The sequence below is a fragment of the Rossellomorea sp. FM04394 genome, assembly GCF_041889765.1.
In the GTDB taxonomy this organism is placed as follows: domain Bacteria; phylum Bacillota; class Bacilli; order Bacillales; family Bacillaceae_B; genus Rossellomorea; species Rossellomorea aquimaris_B.
On the sequence record NZ_CP168654.1, the window covers coordinates 1673422 to 1693332 of the forward strand.

Consider the following 19911-nt stretch of genomic DNA (forward strand, 5'->3'; position numbering starts at 1 on the left):
TTTGTCATCCTCTTTATTTTTTATTGAACACGATTTAAAGGAGAAAAAGATGAGCAGTTTGGAATTGAATTCAGTCAAAAGGACAAAAAAACCGCTTGTATTGGCCGCAGTGATGCTGGCTATGTTCATGGGGGCCATTGAAGCAACAATCGTCTCTACCGCCATGCCTGCCATCGTGGGGGAACTCGGTGGGTTTTCTCTTTATAGTTGGGTGTTTTCTGCTTACCTTTTAATGAATGCCATTACGGTCCTGATCTACGGAAAGCTATCTGATTTATTTGGAAGGAAACCGATCATTACGATTGGGATCGTCATTTTTCTTATCGGCTCCATCTTATGCGGGTTTGCTCAAACGATGGGACAATTGATCTTATTCAGATTTATACAGGGCTTTGGAGCCGGAGCGGTTCTACCAATGGCAACTACCATCGTCGGCGATATATATTCCAAGGAAGAACGTGCGAAAATACAAGGGTATTTATCAAGTGTTTGGGGGATATCTGCCATTAGTGGACCACTTGTCGGAGGATTATTGGTTGAATATGCAAGTTGGAGATACGTTTTTTGGGTCAATATCCCGCTAGGTTTATTATCTATCGTTGGTCTATGGCTTTACTTACATGAAAATGTTGAAAAGAAAAAAACGGTTATCGACTATGGGGGAGCTTTTCTATTGGTTGTATCCCTCTCATCTTTAATGTTTTTACTGGTGGAGGGAGGGGTTCACCTACCTTGGAATTCCTGGCAGGCAATACTCCTGATCGCACTTTTCATTTTGGGGTTTGGAGCGTTTATTTATCAAGAACGGCGAACGGCACAGCCGATGATGCCTTTTGATTTATGGAAGGTCCGTTCCATTTTGGTCGCCAATATCGTTTCATTAACAACTGGCGTCATGTTAATCGGTATTTCAAGCTTCCTTCCTGCCTTTGTACAAGGCGTCATGGAGCAAAGCGCAACAGTTGCAGGGTTTACATTAACGGCGATGTCTATTGGATGGCCGATTTCGGCAACGATAGCTGGTCGCTTATTATTAAAGATCGGGTATTTTAGGACCTCCTTGATTGGTGGATTATCTCTTATACTGGGCGGAAGCATCTTTGTGATGATGGAACCATCCTACGGTCCTTTATGGGCTGCATGTGGGTCATTCTTTGTAGGTGTAGGGATGGGTCTCACCTCAACATCGTTTATCGTTTCTATTCAGTCTACTGTCGAATGGCAGGTACGGGGGATCGCGACTGCCACCAATATGTTCATGAGGAATTTAGGTACGACGATAGGGGCTGCATTATTAGGTGGAATCCTTAACAGCCGGCTGCAGACGTACTTAGATGAAAGCGATAAGGACTTTTCCATTAACGATGTGAACATGCTCTTAAATAAAGGGGAAAGAGAGAATTTATCTTCTGATGTGCTCGAATTGTTTCAAGGGGCACTTACAGGTTCCTTGCAATCGGTATACGTTGTCGTTCTCCTCTTCGCCCTGTTTAGCTTTATCGGCATCCTATTCCTTCCAAGGGACCGTTCCCTAAAGAAATAGGTTTTTTCCGAGTTGTAGTATAAGAATGAAAGTGAGGATGTTTAGCAGGATTTGTACATGTTTGGTAGAAAGCTTAGCTGCTAGTCTTACCGCCACCTGAGCCCCCACAAGGGCACCCAGAGCAAAAGGGATGGCAACTTCCCACTCGACGTGGCCATTATGAAAATACACCGTAAATGCACCTAAACAGCTTACAAATGTTTGAAAACGGGTAAGAGCTACTGATTTCAAATACGAAAGCCCGTGTAACAAATGAGTGTACATAAGCATGGTAGCCTGCCCTGGTCCGAATAAACCGTCATACGTACTGATTAAGTACAAAAATCCATATGTCCGATAGTGCTTCTGTTTTTTTTCCCTTGGCTTGAATCCTTTTAAAATACTTAGTGAAAGAGCGAACAGTAGAAAGAAAAAGGCCATCCATTCGAGCAAGGAGGGAGATATGCTATCCGATAGAAATGCCCCCGATAATCCCCCAACCAGTGCAATGGGAAGAATGGGCAAACATTCTTTCCATGTAACTTTCCGGTCCCTAATTAAATAAACAAAGCTTGAAAAAGAACTGATGATATTTGAAAATTTAGCCGTAGCGATTGCTGTATGAATAGGTAAACCAATTAAAAGCATCACCGGCATACCAATCAAACCGCCGCTCCCTGCCAAAGTGCCAACAAGTGCTACAACCAATCCAGTGAAAAAGAGAACCACTTCCATTATCCAACACCTCTTTTCAAATCTACTATCAGTGTATTCCATTCCATCTGATAATGAAATTTTATATAAATTAAGATATAATATAAGAAAAACTTATGAAGGTGAAAGAAATGGCGTTTTCTGAATATCAATTACTAAACGTACTGGCTCAGGAAATGAACATGCGTAAAGCAGCAGAGCGGTTATTTGTATCACAGCCGGCATTATCGCAACGACTCCAGACGATTGAAAAGGAATGGGGAACAAAATTATTCCTCCGTTCTCAAAAAGGTCTTGCATTGACCCCTGCCGGTGAGCTTGTAGTGAAATTGGCTGAAGAGATGTTGCAGAAGGAAGAGAGTGTGAAGGAAAGAATTCAAGCTTTGGAGTTTGAGGTGCATGGAACCTTAAAGATAGCTTGTGCATCCATCGTGGGTCAGAATTGGCTTCCTAAAGTACTCAAACGATTCGTTGAAAGCTATCCTCATGCCAAGATTTCTTTAATGACAGGGTGGAGCTCTGAAATTCTTAAAGCGATATATGAAAATGAAGTGCATATCGGAATTATCAGGGGGACGCCTGATTGGAAGGGGCCCAAACACCATCTCTTTCAAGATACATTGTACTTGGTGGATAGAGAAATCCAATCGATTGAAGAGGTCATGAAAACCGATCGACCGTTTATTCAATTTAAGAGTGATTCAAATTATTATCAGGAAATTCAGGATTGGTGGCATCGTCAATTTCAGACAACACCGAAAAGAACGATTGTTGTAGATCAAATTGAAACTTGTAAGCAGATGACATTAAATGGAATCGGCTACGCAATATTGCCTGCCATCACGTTAGACGGCATGGAAGATGACATTTATAAAGTACCTTTAATCGATGAACATGATTCGTTGATACACCGGGATACGTGGTTACTCGGGTATGACTCTGCATTCCAATTAAGGCAAGTGGAAGCGTTTGTTGAAGTTGTAAACGAATTCATTCATGAAAACTCATAGGATTCGCCTTTATGGCTTGTCTTCCACTCTTTAATTTGATAAAGTAATTCAAGAAACGAATTCTGAATTTATACATAATTATGGAGGGTGTTCTTATGAAAATGATGGACGCAAACGAAATTATTTCTTTTATTCAAAATAGTACAAAATCAACTCCTGTGAAAGTTTACGTGAAAGGTGATTTAGAAGGAATCGACTTTGGTTCATCTTCTCAAACCTTCCTTCAAGGAAACTCCGGAGTAGTATTTGGGGAGTGGAACGAGCTTTCTGCTATTCTGGAAGAAAATAAAGAAAAAATCGAAGACTATGTAGTAGAAAATGATCGCAGAAATTCGGCGATACCTCTTCTTGACCTAAAAGGGGTTAAAGCGCGTATTGAGCCAGGCGCTATCATTCGCGATCAAGTGGAAATCGGTGACAATGCGGTCATTATGATGGGTGCAATGATCAATATCGGTTCTGTAGTAGGTGCAGGAACGATGATCGATATGAATGTTGTACTTGGTGGCCGTGCTACAGTAGGGAAGAATTGTCATATTGGAGCGGGTGCAGTGCTGGCCGGTGTAATTGAGCCGCCATCTGCAAAACCCGTCGTCATCGAAGACGATGTAGTCATTGGTGCAAATGCGGTTGTCCTTGAAGGTGTAACAGTCGGAAAAGGAGCTGTCGTAGCAGCCGGGGCGATTGTCGTCGATGATGTAGCTCCATACACGGTTGTGGCAGGTACACCAGCCAAGAAATTGAAAGACATTGATGAAAAGACAAAATCCAAGACTGAAATAAAACAAGAATTACGTCAACTGTAAACATTTCAACAATAGTATGATCAAGGAGAGAACGGACGGCTGTCGTCTGTTCTTTTCTTGTAAGATCCCATTTTCACTAACTATCCATCTATTATCCATGTAAGGAGGATACCCATGTCTACTTTAGACTTTAAGTCGATCAGGAGAGATCTCCATCAAATTCCTGAACTTGGGTTTCAAGAGTTTAAAACACAGCAATATCTATTGAATTATGTTTCAAGTCTGCCTGCTGACCGATTAGAGATTAAGACCTGGAGAACAGGGCTCTTCGTTAAGGTTCATGGCACAAATCCTACAAGAATGATTGGCTACCGCGGGGACATTGATGGCCTGCCGATCACGGAAGAAACAGGTTTGGATTTTCCTTCAACACATGAAGGGAGGATGCATGCCTGCGGCCATGACTTTCATATGTCCATTGAGCTGGGGGTTTTAACTCATTTCGTTCACCATCCGATAGAAGATGATCTTCTGTTCATATTTCAACCAGCAGAGGAGGGACCAGGTGGAGCGAAACCAATGCTTGAAAGTGAAATCATGCAGGAATGGACGCCGGATTGTATTTTCGCCCTTCACATTGCACCGGAATATGAAGTGGGGACGGTGGCTATTAAAGAGGGTCTGCTTTTTGCCAATACGTCTGAGTTATTTATTGATTTTAAAGGGAAAGGGGGCCATGCTGCCTATCCACATCAGACCAAGGATATGATTGTCGTGGCCTCTTCCTTTGTCACACAAATACAGTCGATCGTATCAAGGAATGTCGACCCATTAGACAGTGCGGTCATCACCGTCGGAAAAATGGAAAGTGGGACGGTGCAAAATATCATTGCTGAAACTGCCAGATTGGAAGGTACCATCCGTACCCTTTCAGCCGAGTCGATGGAAAGTGTAAAAAAACGGCTGGAAGCATTAATCGAAGGTATGAAAATCAGTTATGATTGTGATATTCAGGTAGATTATGGAAGCATGTATCGCCAGGTCTACAATGATCCTGAGTGGACAAATCATTTCATTTCTTTCCTCCAAAAAACGGATCGGAACCTAGTAATCTGTCAAGAAGCCATGACGGGTGAAGACTTTGGTTATATGCTTGAGGAAATACCAGGCTTTATGTTTTGGCTTGGCGTAAATTCTCCATATGGCCTGCACCATTCTAAATTAAACCCTGATGAGGAAGCGATAGATTTTGCCATCTCCCTTCTCTCAGATTATATTGGCGGATTAAAATAATGACTGTGAATCACGGAACGTTATCTTTGGATATCGTTCCGTGATTTTTTTATAGGCTCTTTTCGCAAAGTTTGTGGTTATCTTAATGAAGAGTGTAGTAGTTGATTTCCGCTCCAGGATGCTCGCTTTCCGCGGGGCTGGCGGTGAGCCTCCTCGGCTGCGCCTCCGGGGTCTCACCTGTCCAGCTACGGGGCTTAGGGGCTCGAGGTCATAAGCCAAGTCTGCCAAAAAGGCAAAGTGCGCCTTTCCGGCAGACTCGTCTTATACTTGTCGCCCCTGAGCAAAGCCCCTCCGCTTTTCGTACTGTCCAGCTATTCCCGCAGGAGTCGATCATCCTGCAACGAGAATCAACTTTCTGAGCATGTATCCCTAATGGAAATCAATAAAAACAAGAATATTAGTAAACAACCTTTTCTTAAGATTTGAGATTGATTTCCCTTTTATAAAAAGGAGAATTATTCTTTCTAGTTACATGGTTTAATTACGCATGTTGAAGCTCTGTCACAAAAAAATTTAAAAGATGGTAATTGGCAGATGTTAAAAGCAACAATCTTTTCGAAAAGAGCCTTTTAATATAAGGAAAATTAACATAAATTCCTAAAATTGTATTGCTAAGAGATTAAAATAGTGTAAAATTACACTATGGGTAGGTGGAAACTGAGGGAAAAGATAAAAATAATAGAAACTTTTCCCATAATAATTTCGTCTATTTTGTAGAGAGAAAGAAAGAGGGGAATTCATGTGAAAAGATCGACGAAAGCAATATTTGTGATGATAGTAGGGTTCTTGATGTTTCTTGTCATGGAAGATACAACACTTGCACAAGCGCAAATTAAAATTTCAGTGGAAGAAGGTATCGATGGAAAAGTGAAGGAGGGAAGAGGTTTCCCTCTTAAAGTGACCGTCGAAAATACAGGTTCTGATTTCAAAGGAGATCTATTGTTTGATTATGCACCTTCCTACCAGACGGGAGGAGCAAGAGCATTATCAATAGATGTTCCTGCAAACTCCACACGTACATATACATTTTCCATTCCAGGATTTAATGACGAGATAAGGCATAACTCAAATCAGGAGACCATTCATTTATTCGAGGGCTCATGGGAAAAAGGGAAAGAGATGAAATTCAAAGGAGATAAACGATTAACTCCTAATTTCATCTATAGCAATTATACAGCCATCGGTTTATTGAGTGAAAATCCTGACCGTTTGAAGGGAATTAAAGGGGCTAACATGGGAGGTAATCAGGTAGAGGCATTAACGCTCACAAAGGAAAATATTCCTGAAGAGAAGAGCGGATTTCAAATGCTTGATTATCTTATCATTGACCAATTCAATATTTCAGAACTTAGCCAGGATCAACAAAGCGCGTTAAAAAGCTGGGTTGAGGCAGGTGGTGTTTTATTTATAGGAGGGGCTCCTCATTTAGAGGATACTCTAGGATCTGCAACAGATATGGCTCCTCTTACGTTCGGGGAAGAATCGACACTCTCCGACACTTCAACCTTTAATGTGAAGAAGAATATAGAGGCTTCCTTTAACTCATTAGCAATCTATAAAGGAACTGTTCAACCAGAATCGGATGTTCTGGTTGAACAAGACGGAATCCCATTGGTCGTGAAAAGTTCCGAAGGCTTAGGAGAAGTGTGGCAGACGGCATTCTCATTGGGTGATCCTGTATTAAATGCATGGGAAAGCTATGACGAATGGTTTGCAAATGTCCTTTCTAAAACAGAGCCATACTTTTTACTTGGCCAGTCCAACGGAGATCAAAGTTTCCTGGAGAGGATTTATTATGAAGTAGCTGACAGCAATGAGCTCTTTCCGACTACCAATTTTAAAGTAAGTACTCTAGTCATCATTCTCATCATTTATTTGATTGTCCTTGTACCTCTACTGTATTTCTTATTAAGAAAAGTGGATAAGCGTGAACAAGCATGGTGGATCATTCCTGCCATCTCGGTCCTCGTTTCCTCAGGCATCTTTATCACCGGGGCTAAAGATAGAATCTCGAAGCCACATTTGAATCAAATGAGTGTCTTAAAAGTTGAGGAAGATAAGAGCGTACACGGAATTTCAGCATTTAGCGCGTTATCCAACTCCGGGGGAGACTATGAATTTGTTTCAGATAAGCATAATTTAGAAATCACACCTGCAAGAGTAAGGAATAGTGCGGGGGGAGTGGATCAGTATAAGTTTGCAGTTGAAGAGATGACGAAGGATAATCGATCCATTACATTTCGGGATGTAGAATACTGGTCCACGAGGACATTACTCGGTACTAGCGAAAAGGAAGAAGTAGGAAGGTTTATACCTGAATTAGTGTTAGAGGATCAAACCTTATCCGGTACAATTCAAAATGATTTCCCATATGATTTTACAGATGTATATATTTGGTCAGGGTCCAGAATGTATCGTCTCGGAGATATGAAAGCCGGGGACACCCTCGAAGTTGATAAAAAGCTTTCAACGAATTATTTATCTTCTCCTATTGGTATGACCCCGAATATGTCAGCGCCATTACCGAATCAGCAAAATATCAAGCAGCAAAAGAAAGAACGGTTGGAAAACTTCGCATCTCAAATGATTTCTGCGGATAATGAAAATAACTCCCCGGTCATTTTTGGGTATACAGAAGCGGAGATATTCAATATGAAGATTAAAAACAAAGAATCCAAGTCTGAAAATTTCTCATTACTCTATCAACATTTTCCATCCCTCGGAAACTATAAGGGTGCTTTTACACTTAGAAATGAACAGCTTGATCTGGATGTGTTGCCTATAAAGGGACAGGTGATTGAGCATTACTCACATAATGGTGCAAATGAGATGGGACTTGAAGATGGCACGTATGAGCTAACCATCCACCTCCCAAAACAGCTTGATTTATCTAAAGTTACTCTTCATTCGCTGAATATGACTCTGCATACAGGAGGGGTGCTTCAGTTTTCTCTGATCGATCCACAAACTGATGAACGAATGGTGCTTTCTGAATCATCCACGAACTCAATCGAAGTAAAAGATAAATTGAACAAATATATTAATGACAATGGGGAAATCGTTTTCGAGTTTAAAAAACGATCTCAAGGGGATCCGTTTGTTCGTTTACCTGACATTGTGTTGAAAGGAGAGGTCCGACCATGATCGAAATTCAAAACTTATCTAAACGCTATGGGTCTTTCCTGGCCCTTGATGATCTGAACTTATCCATTGAGAAAGGAACCGTATTTGGCTTTGTTGGTCAAAACGGAGCGGGGAAATCTACGACATTCTCCATATTGGCCACTCTATTAGCTCCTACTACAGGAACGGCTACAGTGAACGGATTCAATATAAGTAAAGATCCAAAATTGGTCAGGAGGCAGATCGGCTATATGCCAGATTTCTTTGGAGTGTATGATCAATTAAAAGCTGACGAGTATCTGGACTTTTATGGTGCAAGCTATAAAATTCCCCAAGAGCAAAGAAAGAAACTCATTCCCCAGTTGTTGGAACTGGTAAATCTCTCTCATAAAAGGGACTCCTATGTTGACCTCTTATCCAGGGGGATGAAACAGCGCCTTTGTTTAGCAAGGTGCCTTATCCATGATCCGGAAGTGCTGATACTAGATGAACCGGCATCAGGGCTTGATCCGAGGGCCAGAATCGAAATGAGGGAAATTCTAAAAGAACTAAAGAAAATGGGTAAAACGATTTTAATTTCATCCCATATCCTTCCCGAATTAGCGGAAATGTGTGATGAAATTGGTGTGATCGATAATGGGAAGCTCATAGCTCATGGCTCTGTCCAGGATATTCAATTTCAACTTCAGGCAGATAAATTGATTGTCGTGAAAGTACGGGGGATGGTGGAGAGTGCTGTTGCATTCTTTGAAGACGACCCCTATGTTTCAAAGGTTGAAGTGGATGAAGCGAATAGAACATTTCAATTCCTTTATAAAGGTGAGGAAATGGAGCAAATAGAGCTATTGAAAAAAGCCATCTTAAATGACATCCAGATTGTGAGTTTCAAAGAGACTGAAACGAATTTGGAAGATGTCTTTATGGAGATTACGAAAGGAGTGACACTTTCTTGAAGCAGTTACTCATCAACCCTATGTTAAATAAAGAATTTAAACTTCGTTTTCGTTCCTTTAAGGCATTCATCGGGATGTTATGCTACTTGATTGCGGTAGGAATTGTCGTGATCGGTTTCATCTATATGCAAACGAGATTTTCAAATACTGGATATTTTCGCCCCGAAGAAAGCCGTGTGATGTTTATGATTCTCTCATTTTTGCAGCTTGCTCTCGTGTTATTCATTACACCCGGGTTAACAGGAGGCGTCATCAGTGGAGAAAGAGAGAAACAAACGTTAAGCATGTTGTTGACGACGGAGCAAAGCTCAATGAGTATAATCCTGAGTAAACTGGTATCGTCCGTTTCTTATTTGTTATTACTCGTTATCTCAAGTTTGCCTCTATACAGCTTTGTGTTCTTGTTCGGGGGAGTTTCACCAACGGATTTACTTTTTGTGTTCGGATATAGCTTGTTCCTGGTTTTTGCATTTGGTTCCGTCGGAGTTTTATATTCAACCATTATTCGAAAGACGATCGTGTCGATGGTCACAACCTATGCGACGGTTCTGTTTCTTGCAGGGGGGACGTTATTCCTCTTTATGCTCTCAATGGCAATCGGGAGCGGCCCTTATCAGAATCAGACCAATCCTGCACCGTACCTAATCGCTATGTTTAATCCGGGGATTGTCATGATGGCGCATTTTGAGCCAATGGCGATTGAAGAAATTTACACTCGCAGTGGCATCACATTTCCTTTATGGATTTCATTCCTGCTCATTTACACTGTTCTTGCAGTGATTTCCCTTTCCCTCAGTATTATGAAGCTAAGACCAAGTATGAAGGTGAAGAGCGCTAAAAAAGGGTGAGAAGATGGAACATACTCAACAATTTCTTCAATTGCTTCAGCAAATAAGAAAAAAGCTCTGGGTCAATCAATTCTGGTTTTACATTCAGCTCCTGCTTGTTTATGCAGGAGTCTTTACTCTATGCATCGTTTCAATGGCAGCGTCAGTAGTCATTCCATTTTGGGAAAGGATCCTTTGGATTGGTTTCCCCTTTATTTTCATTGGTGTTGCGATTTTATTTTATCGAAGGAGAGCCACTTTGAAGGATAGTGCCTTCACCTATGATGGGTTCGTGGAGGACAATCGTGTAACTGCCGCTTATAGTAGCCTTAACAGTGGCCATGCCCTTTCCTCCCTGGTTGTGCATGATGCATTGAAGCAGATGAATAGGGTTCATCCGGAAGTATTGAAATATAGAAAGAAAAGAATTAAGCCTTCATTTCTGTTATCAAGCGGAGTTCTTATGCTATTATCCTTACTGATTTTCACGCAATGGAATACCTCATTTCAGGTAGCGAATCGGATTGAGGAAGAAAAGGAAATCATTGCGGAGTCAAATAAAAGAATAGCAGAACAGGCGGAAAAGAAAGAGAATGCTTCTATCAAAGAAGAGTTGTTGAAGAAAATTGAAGAGCTCGAGAAAGTAAAGGAAGCGGCCAAACGATATGATGAACTATCCAAAAAAGTGAAAGAGATCGAGTTTCAGAAAAAATCAATTGAGAAACGGAATGATAATCTTCAGGAAGTGAAGAAAAAAATAGCAGATGTTGAGAACGTAGACAAAGCGCTTCAAGAAAAAAATGGCGATAAACTCCAGCGAGCCATTAATCAAATGACACAAGCACAAAGGGATCAGCTTTTAATGGCTTTGAAGTCACAGGGGATTGCCTCCTTGAAAGAATTGTCAGAAATAATGAAAGAGTCGGATAGCGCAGAAGAACAGTTAGATCAACTAGCTAAACTTCAAGATGAACTACAAAATGAAGCCGATCTCTTAAAGAATGCAATCGGACAGAGTGATACCACAAGTTCAAATTCATTGGCACAGAATTCCGGTAAAGCGCCATCTAACCAGGCAAACAGTAAGTCACAGGGGAATAGTGGTCCTTCTTCATCTGCAAATGGAAATCAGCCAGGCAACAGTGATTCAAATTCACCTGGCCAGGGAGGGAATGGAAACGGTGCAGGAACTGGAAACGTTTCCTCCCCTCTAGCAGGAAACGGAGCCGGCAACGGGCAGGGGTCCAGAGAAATGCTTTCTGTCCCGGAAAAAATCGAAGGGCAGAACCATATTGAACGGGATACAGGCAAATTAGGTGAGGGTGAAGAGGGAGAGCGGTTTGAAAGCAATGGACCGATACAAAAGGGAACCCTCCGTCCATATGAAGAAGTGTATCAGGATTACTATTCTTCTTACCGGAAGTCGTCAGATCGATCCACGATCCCAAAAGATTTAGAAAATATCGTACAATCCTATTTCAGTGAAATTGATCCAGGGGAGTTGGCAGAGTGAACTTAGAGGATAAAGAACAACAATTTAAACATGCATCCTTGAAGATAACAGAAGTGAAGGAAGAAGTTCAGCGCTTTATCGTAGGGCAGGAGGAAATTGTAGAGGGTGTACTTTGGTCCATCCTTGCGGGAGGTCATTCTCTCTTGGAAGGCTTACCGGGATTAGGGAAAACGATGTTGGTCCGTACTCTGGCAGATGTTATGGACCTTAGCTTTTCACGAATTCAGTTTACCCCTGATCTAATGCCTACAGACATCACTGGAACAATGGTCATGAAACAAAACCGGGACGATCAACAGCCGTTTGTATTCCATCAAGGTCCTTTGTTTCATCACTTAGTTTTAGCGGATGAAATCAACCGTTCGACCCCCAAGACGCAGAGTGCCCTTCTTGAGGCAATGGCAGAGAATACGGTGACGGTGGTAGGTGAAACGATGACCTTGGATAAGCCCTTCTTTGTCTTGGCCACACAGAATCCGATTGATCTTGAGGGAACGTATCCTTTGCCTGAAGCACAAGTTGATCGGTTCATGTGTAAAATCTTGGTTTCCTATCCTACTAAAGCAGAGTTAAAACAAATAATCCAGCGTACAACCGGAACAGAAGACATCGTTCTTGAGAAAAGACTGAATGAAGCTGAACTATTAAGCATTCAGGGCCTGGTGAAAGAAATCATGGTCACAGATGAAATGATTGACTTTGCCATTGATCTTATTGATGCAACACACCCTAATAGTGAAAGAACAACGGATAGAATCAAACAATATGTTGAATTTGGGAGTGGACCAAGAGGGCTTCAAAATGTCATTCTTATGGCCAAAGCCAGAGCATTGACACAAGGCAGGTACCATGTGTCCATTGGAGACCTGAAAAAGGTGGCTCCTCTCGTATTGCGGCACCGTATGATCCTGAATTTTGAAGGAGAAGCCATGAGTATTGGAACGGATGAGCTCATCCTTGAAATGATCGATTTTGTTCAAAAAGGTGTTAGTCGGTGAAAACACTTTGGCACAGCCAGTTTCTAGCTCAACTGAAAAGGCACAGGATTACCGGTAAACGATTAAAGAGCGGTCATCATAAAGGTTCCCGTCTCGCAACCCATCATGGGAGTTCCCTGGAATTTTCCGATTATCAAATGTATGAACTTGGGGATGATGTAAGGCAAATCGACTGGAATGTGTATGCCAGAACGGAAAAGGTATATATCAAAAGGTATCTGGATGAAAGAGAAATAAAGGTTCATATTTACCTTGATTGCTCGAACTCTATGTTAATAGAAAATAGAAAGTGGAAGAGAGCGAAAGAATTAGCTGGAGCACTGTCATTTTTAGCTCTTTCAAATGATGACCGGCTTTCATTGCATTGCATGGGAGCTCATCACCAAAAGTGCATTATGAAAAAAGGGGCACGGGACGCAAAAGCGATTCTCCATGACATTCAAGAGCTGTCTATGGACCATACAGGGGAAGAAGGAATCTCCTTTTTTGAGCAAGTAGGAAAAGGGGTACGAAAAAAAAGCTCCGTATCCTTTATTCTTTCTGATGGACTCGAATCGCTCTCATTGATAGAGGAAGCACTCAGAAAACTTTCGATTAAAAGAGAAATGGTTTATTTTATCCAACTCCTCGATGAAGAAGAGATAACACCGTCTTATCAAGGTGATGTCAAATTATTAGATAGTGAAAAACAACGGGAAACGAATGTATCAATAAATCCGAGGATGGTGGAGCTCTATCAGGAGCGATTAGTTCATCACAACAAAGAAATAGAAGCATTATGCAATAAATGGGGGTTTGGCTATATCCAGACAAGTTGCCTGCCACCATTAAACGGAATATTCTTTAAAGATTTCAAAAAAAATGGATGGATCCGCTGAGGTGATATGATGGGAATAGGGAATCCAATCTTTTTTTTCTTTTCTGTTTTTATAGCCGCCGTTATTTTAATGTATTTCTTTCGAAAACAATACAGAGATCAAGTTGTTCCTTCAAATCTACTATGGGAAGAGGTTATGAAGGAATGGCAAGCTTCTCCATGGTTTCATAGATTACAGAAAAATCTCTTACTTCTTTTACAAGTCCTGATCCTTTTCTTCTTAATGATCGCCCTGGTAAAGCCTTACACATTTAACGAAATGGCCAAAAAAGATCATCTAGTCATTTTACTGGACACCTCTGCCTCTATGAACGCATTGGTGAATAATCGATCTCACTTTGAAGAAGCAAAGGAAGACATCCAATCATTGGTTGAAGGAACTGATGGAAAAGTAACCTTATTGGCAGTGGGGAAATCTGTAACCCCCATTGTCTCGGAAGAAACAAACGACAGGGTTGTTCTCAATGATTTAAAGAACCTGCCATTGTCTAATGACAACGAAGATATGAAAAAAGCGATTCACCTTGGAGAGGCATTGGCGATCGGGTCGGAATCAAGCATACATATCTTCTCAGACTCCATGGAAAAAGACGATTTTACAGAAGAACTTTCAAGTCCTATTCAGGTACATAATCTATTGACTAATCCTGTAAATGTATCACTAACAAGTTTCGGGGTTGAACGGCTGGGATCTTCTTATAAAGGAGTCGCTGTGGTCGAAAATCAAAGTGAGATATCACGAAGGGGCCACCTCGCCATTTACGATGAAAAGAATGAAATCTTTTCAGTGGAACTGACATTGGATCCGGGAGAGGAAACCGTTGTTCCATTAGCTGACCTTTCCCATAGCCCAATCTATAAGGCGGTAATCGATTTTAATGATGATTACATGGAAGATAACAGCCTTTCAAATATTCAGGCTGCTTCAAAGCCGGCCATTCATGTCCTGGGGGAAATCAACCCCTTCTTATTAAAAGGGTTTCAATCCATCGGAGTAAACGTGAAAACCATTGAAGAGGATAAAATGAAGTCGGGGGATGAAATCATCTTGACCACAAAGGAGAAGTGGCAGCGTTTATCGGTCGAGGGTCCTGCCATGATTGTTCCGGAGCAATCAAAAGAATCCACTCCCCTGACACAGGGGATTAAAGCAACGAATGATGATCCCATATTAAAACATGTTTATCTGCAAAAAGTGTACGTGGAAAAAGTGAATTCCATCCAAATGAAGAATCTCCAATCAGTTGTCACAGGTGATTCCATTCCTCTCATACAGAAGGGAGAAGTGAATGGTCAGAAGCTTGTCCTGTTAAATTTGCACCTCAACGAATCAGATTTCCCATTACATCCGGGATTTCCGATCTTTCTTTATAATTCTTATCAATTTTTATCAGAGAATCACGGGTTTTTAGGCTATTATCAACCGGGTGAAGAGAGGACATTACCTCTTTCGGGAGATAAATGGGATATATACTCGACTGAAGGTGAGTTTGTAAAAGAATGGAATGGGGAGGGAGTGTTCAAGGCACCCGAAGCCCCTGGTGTATATCAGGCTATACGAGATGGTGACACGAAATATTTCACTGTCGTACTTGATGACCGTGAAAAACAAATATCAGCAGGGTCTTCCTTTTCCCTTGAACCCACTAAAGGAATGAATAACGAGGAATCAAAGAGCATTCCCGAATCCCTTACTGAGTGGTTTTTAATCTTGGCAATCCTTTTATTATTTATCGAATGGGAGGTATACAGACGTGGGAATCGAGTTTAAAGAAATCCTTTGGTTATGGTTGATGATTCCCCTTGGATTTGTACTCTTCCTATTTGCCAAACAGGGATTGAAGAGGAAGGAAGATAAGATCGTCTTTCTATTAAGGGGATTTGGTATGAGTCTATTGATCATTGCCCTTGCTAACCCGTATATTTTGTTGCCGGATAAAGGGCGGTCGGTACTCATTTTAGCAGACCGTTCTGCATCTATGGCGGAACAAGAGAATCATATCCTGAATCTGATCAATCAAGCATCCCGGACCACTGAGGAACATGATGGATACGGAATCGTAGCCTTTGGAGAAAACGCGGAAATTGAACGAACAATTTCACAGGAAAGAAATGAAATCGATCAGTTTGCAGGAGAAATCAAAGAGGGAGAAACGAACCTCGAAGAAGGATTGGAATATGCATCGAATCTCCTTACCCGTGGAGGTAGAATTGTCGCCATCACGGACGGTAAGGAAACGACGGGGTCTGGGGGAAATGCCATACCATTATTAAGGGGTAAAGGGATTGAAGTGGATTGGATTCCACTTTCACCGGATACGAAAGAAGACGTGGCAGTGACGAAGGTTACGTCGCCCTCCATTCAATATGAAGGGGAAGAAACAATCATAACCGTTAACGCATACAGCACAACTAAAAAAGAGATAGAGATGCGCATATCCTTAAATGATCAGTCAATCATTAAGGAAATTGTACAAGTACAGGAAGGTGACAATGAATTTCAGTTCAAGCATGTCGTAGGTGAATCAGGTTTATTGGTATATAAGGCAGAGGCGTTTACTGAAGGAGATGAAAGCAAAGAAAATAATACCTTATACAATCTTGCCCGTTCAGAAGGTCCAGCCAAAGTCCTCCTGGTGGAAAGCCCTTCTGGAGAAAGTCCATTAACCCCTTTACTGAAATCAGCAGGGTTTAGTGTCGATTCATACAAACCTGAGCAGTTACCGGAAATGCTGACTTCCTACCTTGAATATCAGACGATTCTTTTTGATAATGTATCTGCTACAAGCATTCCTGAAAATAAAATGCTCCTTATCGAGAAAAGCGTGAAAGAATTTGGACGAGGATTTATTATGTTTGGCGGAAGCGAAAGTTTTGCTCTTGGAGGATATTTTAGAACGCCGATCGAAAAATTACTGCCCGTCGACATGGATGTGAAAGGGAAAAAGGAGCTTCCTTCTCTTGGTCTTGTCATTGTTCTCGACCGATCAGGCAGTATGAATGGTCAGAAGATTGCTCTTGCAAAAGAAGCTGCTGCGAGAACCGTCTCTTTACTTAGGGATAAGGATACGCTGGGAGTCATTGCATTTGACGATCGACCATGGGAAATCGTCGAGACGAAACCACTTTCTGATCGTAAAAAAGTAGAAAAGCAAATACGATCCATCTCACCTGGCGGCGGAACGGAAATCTTTTCCTCCTTACAGCAAGCGTATGAGAGTTTAGAAGATTTACCTTTAAAAAGAAAACATATCATTCTTTTAACGGACGGACAATCTGCGACGACAGGCAGTTACCAGTCACTTGTAGAGGATGGGCACGATAAACAAATCACCTTATCCACCGTCTCAATCGGTGAAGGAGCAGATCGAGGTCTATTAAATGATTTGTCCCAATGGGGAAAAGGTCGATTTTATGATGTCGTCGACGCCAGTGTGATACCGAGTATCTTAACAAGGGAGACTGTCATTACAACAAGGACCTATATTGAAGACAATCCATTTTATCCAGCGATTTTTTCGTCTAAATGGGAACCGTTATTTACAGAAGGCATTCCCAAAATGAATGCCTATATTGCCACTAGTCCAAAAGGCACTTCTCAAGTGGAGATGAAGAGTGAGAAGAATGATCCAATTTTGGCAACCTGGAGATATGGTCTGGGGAGGACATTTGCCTTTACGTCCGATACAACTGGAAAATGGACAGGGGATTTCGTCAGGTGGAAGGGATGGCCGACGTTCATCAATCAGCTTGTTACACGTTCGTTTCCTGATATTCAATCCAACCCGTACACCATCGATGTGGAAGACGATCGGGGACATACTCAGTTAAAGCTTTCGGCATCTGCGGGAGATGTCTCACAACTTGATGTAACGGCACTTGATGAAAGTGGAAAAGAGGTTCCTGCAACGACGAGAATCAAGGCTCCGGGAGACTATGAAGTCGAATTTGAGAGCAGGTTATCACCCGGATTATATCATATGAATATCTCCAAGGCAGGTGAAGAGAGTGGAGTCTCATACCAAACAGGCTTTGCGGTTCCATATTCAAAAGAATACTCCTACAAGGGGGGAACCCGAACACTGGAAGAGATAGTAGAAGCAACGGGAGGGAAGCGGTATTCATCCCCTAAAGAAGTCTTTCGAGATTTCAAATACAAATCATCCAGAGAGCAATCAATCCGTACACTCCTTATGATTATTAGTTTTCTACTATTTTTTAATGAAATTGCTATAAGAAGGTTTGGATTAGGACCTATATTGGAAATCATTAATAAGCTTAAAAGGAAGATCCCTGTCTCCGCTCCCAAAGAACAATCAACTTTAGAACAACTTGGAAGCAAAGTGAAACAGAAACGCGGGGGGAATGAGCAGGAAAAACCTATAAGCAGCAAGCAGACTATGCCTGAAGTTTCAGAGAAGAAGGGGCAGATGAACAAATCCAAGGTTAAACAGGATCCTCAAGAAACTAAGGATGATGATCGCCTTCAACGTCTACTGAATGCAAAAAGGGGAAGAGGCAAATAAAAAGAGAAGGTGCGGGCACCTTCTCTTTTTACTTTCATTAGCTTTCTTTCTTTTCGATATACACCTGGTGAGGGTATGGAATTTCAATTCCATTTTGGTCAAGAGCTTCTTTTAGAGCTTTACGAAGTTTCCGTTCCACTCCCCATTGTTCCATGTTTTTCGTTTTGCATAGCACTCTCAATACTACATCTGAAGCGCCAAGTGTCTGAACACCTAACACATTTGGACCATCTACAATATTGTCATCTTCTTGAGCGATCGTGTCACAAACCTGCTGAAGCACGACCATCGCTTTGTCAATGTCATCATCATATGAGATCCCGATATCAACAAGTGCCCTCATATTTCCACGGGAATGATTGCTGACACTCGTAATTTCTCTATTTGGCACATAATGCAGAGTGCCATCAAACCCACGTATATGAGTCGTTCTTAAACCAACCTCTTCTACAATCCCTGAGAAATTTCCAGTGGACACGTAATCCCCTACATCCACTTGCTTTTCCAATAGAATAAAGAATCCAGTCACTACATCACTTACTAATCCTTGTGCCCCAAAGCCAACTGCAAGACCAACAATTCCTGCCCCGGCAAGAATAGCCGTCACCTGGATCCCAAAGATTTGTAAAATCGTAACAAAGAAAACAAAAATCAGAATGTATCCGATAATATTTTTTGAAAGACTTTGTAGTGTTTGGGCGCGGCCTTCAGAAACATCATTTCTCTTGCGGTACTTATCAAAGACTCTCTCAACCACTTTGTTAGCCGCACCTTTCACGATAATGAAAGCGATCCAAATCGCTACAATCTGTAAAGCGCCAATTCCGATCGTCACCAATAAACCGCCCCAATTAAAATTGGCAAGTCGGTCACTTAATGCATTAAGACCAAGTATGTAATTCAATCCAAAACATCCTTCCATTAAATAATGACCATTCTAGTATACACAATTCACCATAGGACATGTCAAAGAGTATATCAAAAAGCATATTGTTTTATTCCCCAGTTGAGAAATGGTAAACTTTATGTAGATGTTTAATCAGGCAGAAAAGTGAGTAAACTTCTATATAATGGGGAAAACCAAGTAAGGGATATTGTCAATAAATTATAATCATTTTAACATTAAATTGATTATAATTTGAGATTGACTAAAAAAAATTAATCCTATATAATGAAAATTGTGATTCAGAAAGGACAAGCCTTCCTTTCTCAGATAAAATATTTCATTAAAAACTCATTGGAGGGATTCACTCATGGCAGAACGCATGGTAGGTAAACAAGCTCCACGTTTTGAAATGGACGCTGTATTGCCAAACAAAGAATTCGGTAAGGTGTCACTGGAAGAAAATATGAAAAACGATAAGTGGACAGTATTGTTCTTCTACCCAATGGACTTCACTTTCGTTTGTCCAACTGAAATTACAGCAATGTCAGACCGCTACGATGAGTTCGAAGATTTAGATGCAGAAGTTATCGGTGTCTCTACAGACACCATTCATACACACTTAGCTTGGATCAACACAGACCGTAAAGAAAATGGTCTTGGTGAGCTAAGATACCCATTAGCTGCAGATACTAACCACAGTGTATCCAGCGAATACGGAGTTCTAATCGAAGATGAAGGTATTGCTCTTCGCGGACTATACATCATCAACCCTGAAGGGGAACTGCAATATCAAGTAGTATTCCACAACAATATCGGCCGTGACGTTGAAGAAACCCTACGTGTACTTCAAGCACTTCAAACTGGCGGACTTTGCCCGGCAAACTGGAAGCCAGGTCAGAAAACTTTATAATTTCTAAATGAAT

At 41.3% G+C, this 19911-nt stretch carries 15 protein-coding genes; 13 read left to right on the forward strand and 2 right to left on the reverse strand.

Going from position 1 to position 19911, the window contains the following annotated elements:
* Positions 1–49 precede the first annotated feature (49 nt).
* A complete protein-coding gene (locus tag ACCB35_RS08430) occupies positions 50–1543 on the forward strand; it encodes an MDR family MFS transporter (protein WP_374056533.1) in 1494 nt (497 codons plus the stop codon).
* Here the strand turns inward: ACCB35_RS08430 and ACCB35_RS08435 are convergent.
* The gene (locus ACCB35_RS08435) at positions 1532–2257 is read right to left on the reverse strand and encodes a sulfite exporter TauE/SafE family protein (RefSeq protein ID WP_374056534.1); all 726 of its coding nucleotides are present in this window, start codon (positions 2255–2257) and stop codon (positions 1532–1534) included. The two genes, ACCB35_RS08430 and ACCB35_RS08435, sit on opposite strands and share 12 nt — an antisense overlap.
* A 110-nt stretch (positions 2258–2367) precedes the next feature.
* Between ACCB35_RS08435 and ACCB35_RS08440 the strand changes: the two genes are divergently transcribed.
* The 11 genes from ACCB35_RS08440 (at position 2368) to ACCB35_RS08490 (ending at position 18102) form a co-directional block, all read left to right on the forward strand.
* Positions 2368–3246 carry a LysR family transcriptional regulator gene (locus ACCB35_RS08440; protein ID WP_374056977.1) on the forward strand — a complete coding sequence of 293 codons (879 nt, stop codon included), beginning with the start codon at positions 2368–2370 and terminating at the stop codon, positions 3244–3246.
* A gap of 95 nt (positions 3247–3341) precedes the next feature.
* Entirely contained in the window at positions 3342–4052 is a 711-nt protein-coding gene (gene dapD / locus ACCB35_RS08445; protein ID WP_374056535.1) for a 2,3,4,5-tetrahydropyridine-2,6-dicarboxylate N-acetyltransferase, read from the forward strand.
* A gap of 114 nt (positions 4053–4166) precedes the next feature.
* Complete coding sequence (locus ACCB35_RS08450) at positions 4167–5285, forward strand: N-acetyldiaminopimelate deacetylase (RefSeq protein WP_374056536.1); 1119 nt, start codon at positions 4167–4169, stop codon at positions 5283–5285.
* Positions 5286–6026: 741 nt separating this feature from the next.
* Positions 6027–8429 (forward strand): hypothetical protein, encoded by a 2403-nt coding sequence (locus ACCB35_RS08455; RefSeq protein ID WP_374056537.1) that lies wholly within the window; start codon positions 6027–6029, stop codon positions 8427–8429.
* Positions 8426–9361, forward strand: coding sequence for an ATP-binding cassette domain-containing protein (locus ACCB35_RS08460; RefSeq protein WP_374056538.1), 936 nt, complete (start codon positions 8426–8428; stop codon positions 9359–9361). The genes ACCB35_RS08455 and ACCB35_RS08460 overlap by 4 nt, the downstream gene beginning before the upstream one ends.
* Positions 9358–10209: an ABC transporter permease gene (locus tag ACCB35_RS08465; RefSeq protein WP_374056539.1), complete on the forward strand. Its 852-nt coding sequence runs from the start codon at positions 9358–9360 to the stop codon at positions 10207–10209. Before ACCB35_RS08460 ends, ACCB35_RS08465 begins: the two co-directional genes overlap by 4 nt.
* A 4-nt stretch (positions 10210–10213) precedes the next feature.
* Entirely contained in the window at positions 10214–11701 is a 1488-nt protein-coding gene (locus ACCB35_RS08470; RefSeq protein ID WP_374056540.1) for a hypothetical protein, read from the forward strand.
* The gene (locus ACCB35_RS08475) at positions 11698–12699 is read left to right on the forward strand and encodes an AAA family ATPase (RefSeq protein WP_374056541.1); all 1002 of its coding nucleotides are present in this window, start codon (positions 11698–11700) and stop codon (positions 12697–12699) included. The genes ACCB35_RS08470 and ACCB35_RS08475 overlap by 4 nt, the downstream gene beginning before the upstream one ends.
* Entirely contained in the window at positions 12696–13577 is an 882-nt protein-coding gene (locus ACCB35_RS08480; RefSeq protein ID WP_374056542.1) for a DUF58 domain-containing protein, read from the forward strand. Before ACCB35_RS08475 ends, ACCB35_RS08480 begins: the two co-directional genes overlap by 4 nt.
* A gap of 9 nt (positions 13578–13586) precedes the next feature.
* Positions 13587–15347, forward strand: a complete 1761-nt coding sequence (locus ACCB35_RS08485; RefSeq protein WP_374056978.1) for a VWA domain-containing protein — start codon at positions 13587–13589, stop codon at positions 15345–15347.
* Positions 15331–18102 (forward strand): VWA domain-containing protein, encoded by a 2772-nt coding sequence (locus ACCB35_RS08490; protein ID WP_374056543.1) that lies wholly within the window; start codon positions 15331–15333, stop codon positions 18100–18102. Before ACCB35_RS08485 ends, ACCB35_RS08490 begins: the two co-directional genes overlap by 17 nt.
* Before the next feature lie 37 nt (positions 18103–18139).
* On the opposite strand, the gene ACCB35_RS08495 is transcribed toward ACCB35_RS08490, so the two are convergent.
* Positions 18140–19006 carry a mechanosensitive ion channel family protein gene (locus ACCB35_RS08495; protein ID WP_374056544.1) on the reverse strand — a complete coding sequence of 289 codons (867 nt, stop codon included), beginning with the start codon at positions 19004–19006 and terminating at the stop codon, positions 18140–18142.
* A 349-nt stretch (positions 19007–19355) separates the two neighbouring features.
* On the opposite strand from ACCB35_RS08495, the gene ACCB35_RS08500 reads away from it, so the two are divergent.
* Positions 19356–19898 carry a peroxiredoxin gene (locus tag ACCB35_RS08500; RefSeq protein ID WP_044337555.1) on the forward strand — a complete coding sequence of 181 codons (543 nt, stop codon included), beginning with the start codon at positions 19356–19358 and terminating at the stop codon, positions 19896–19898.
* Positions 19899–19911 lie beyond the last annotated feature (13 nt).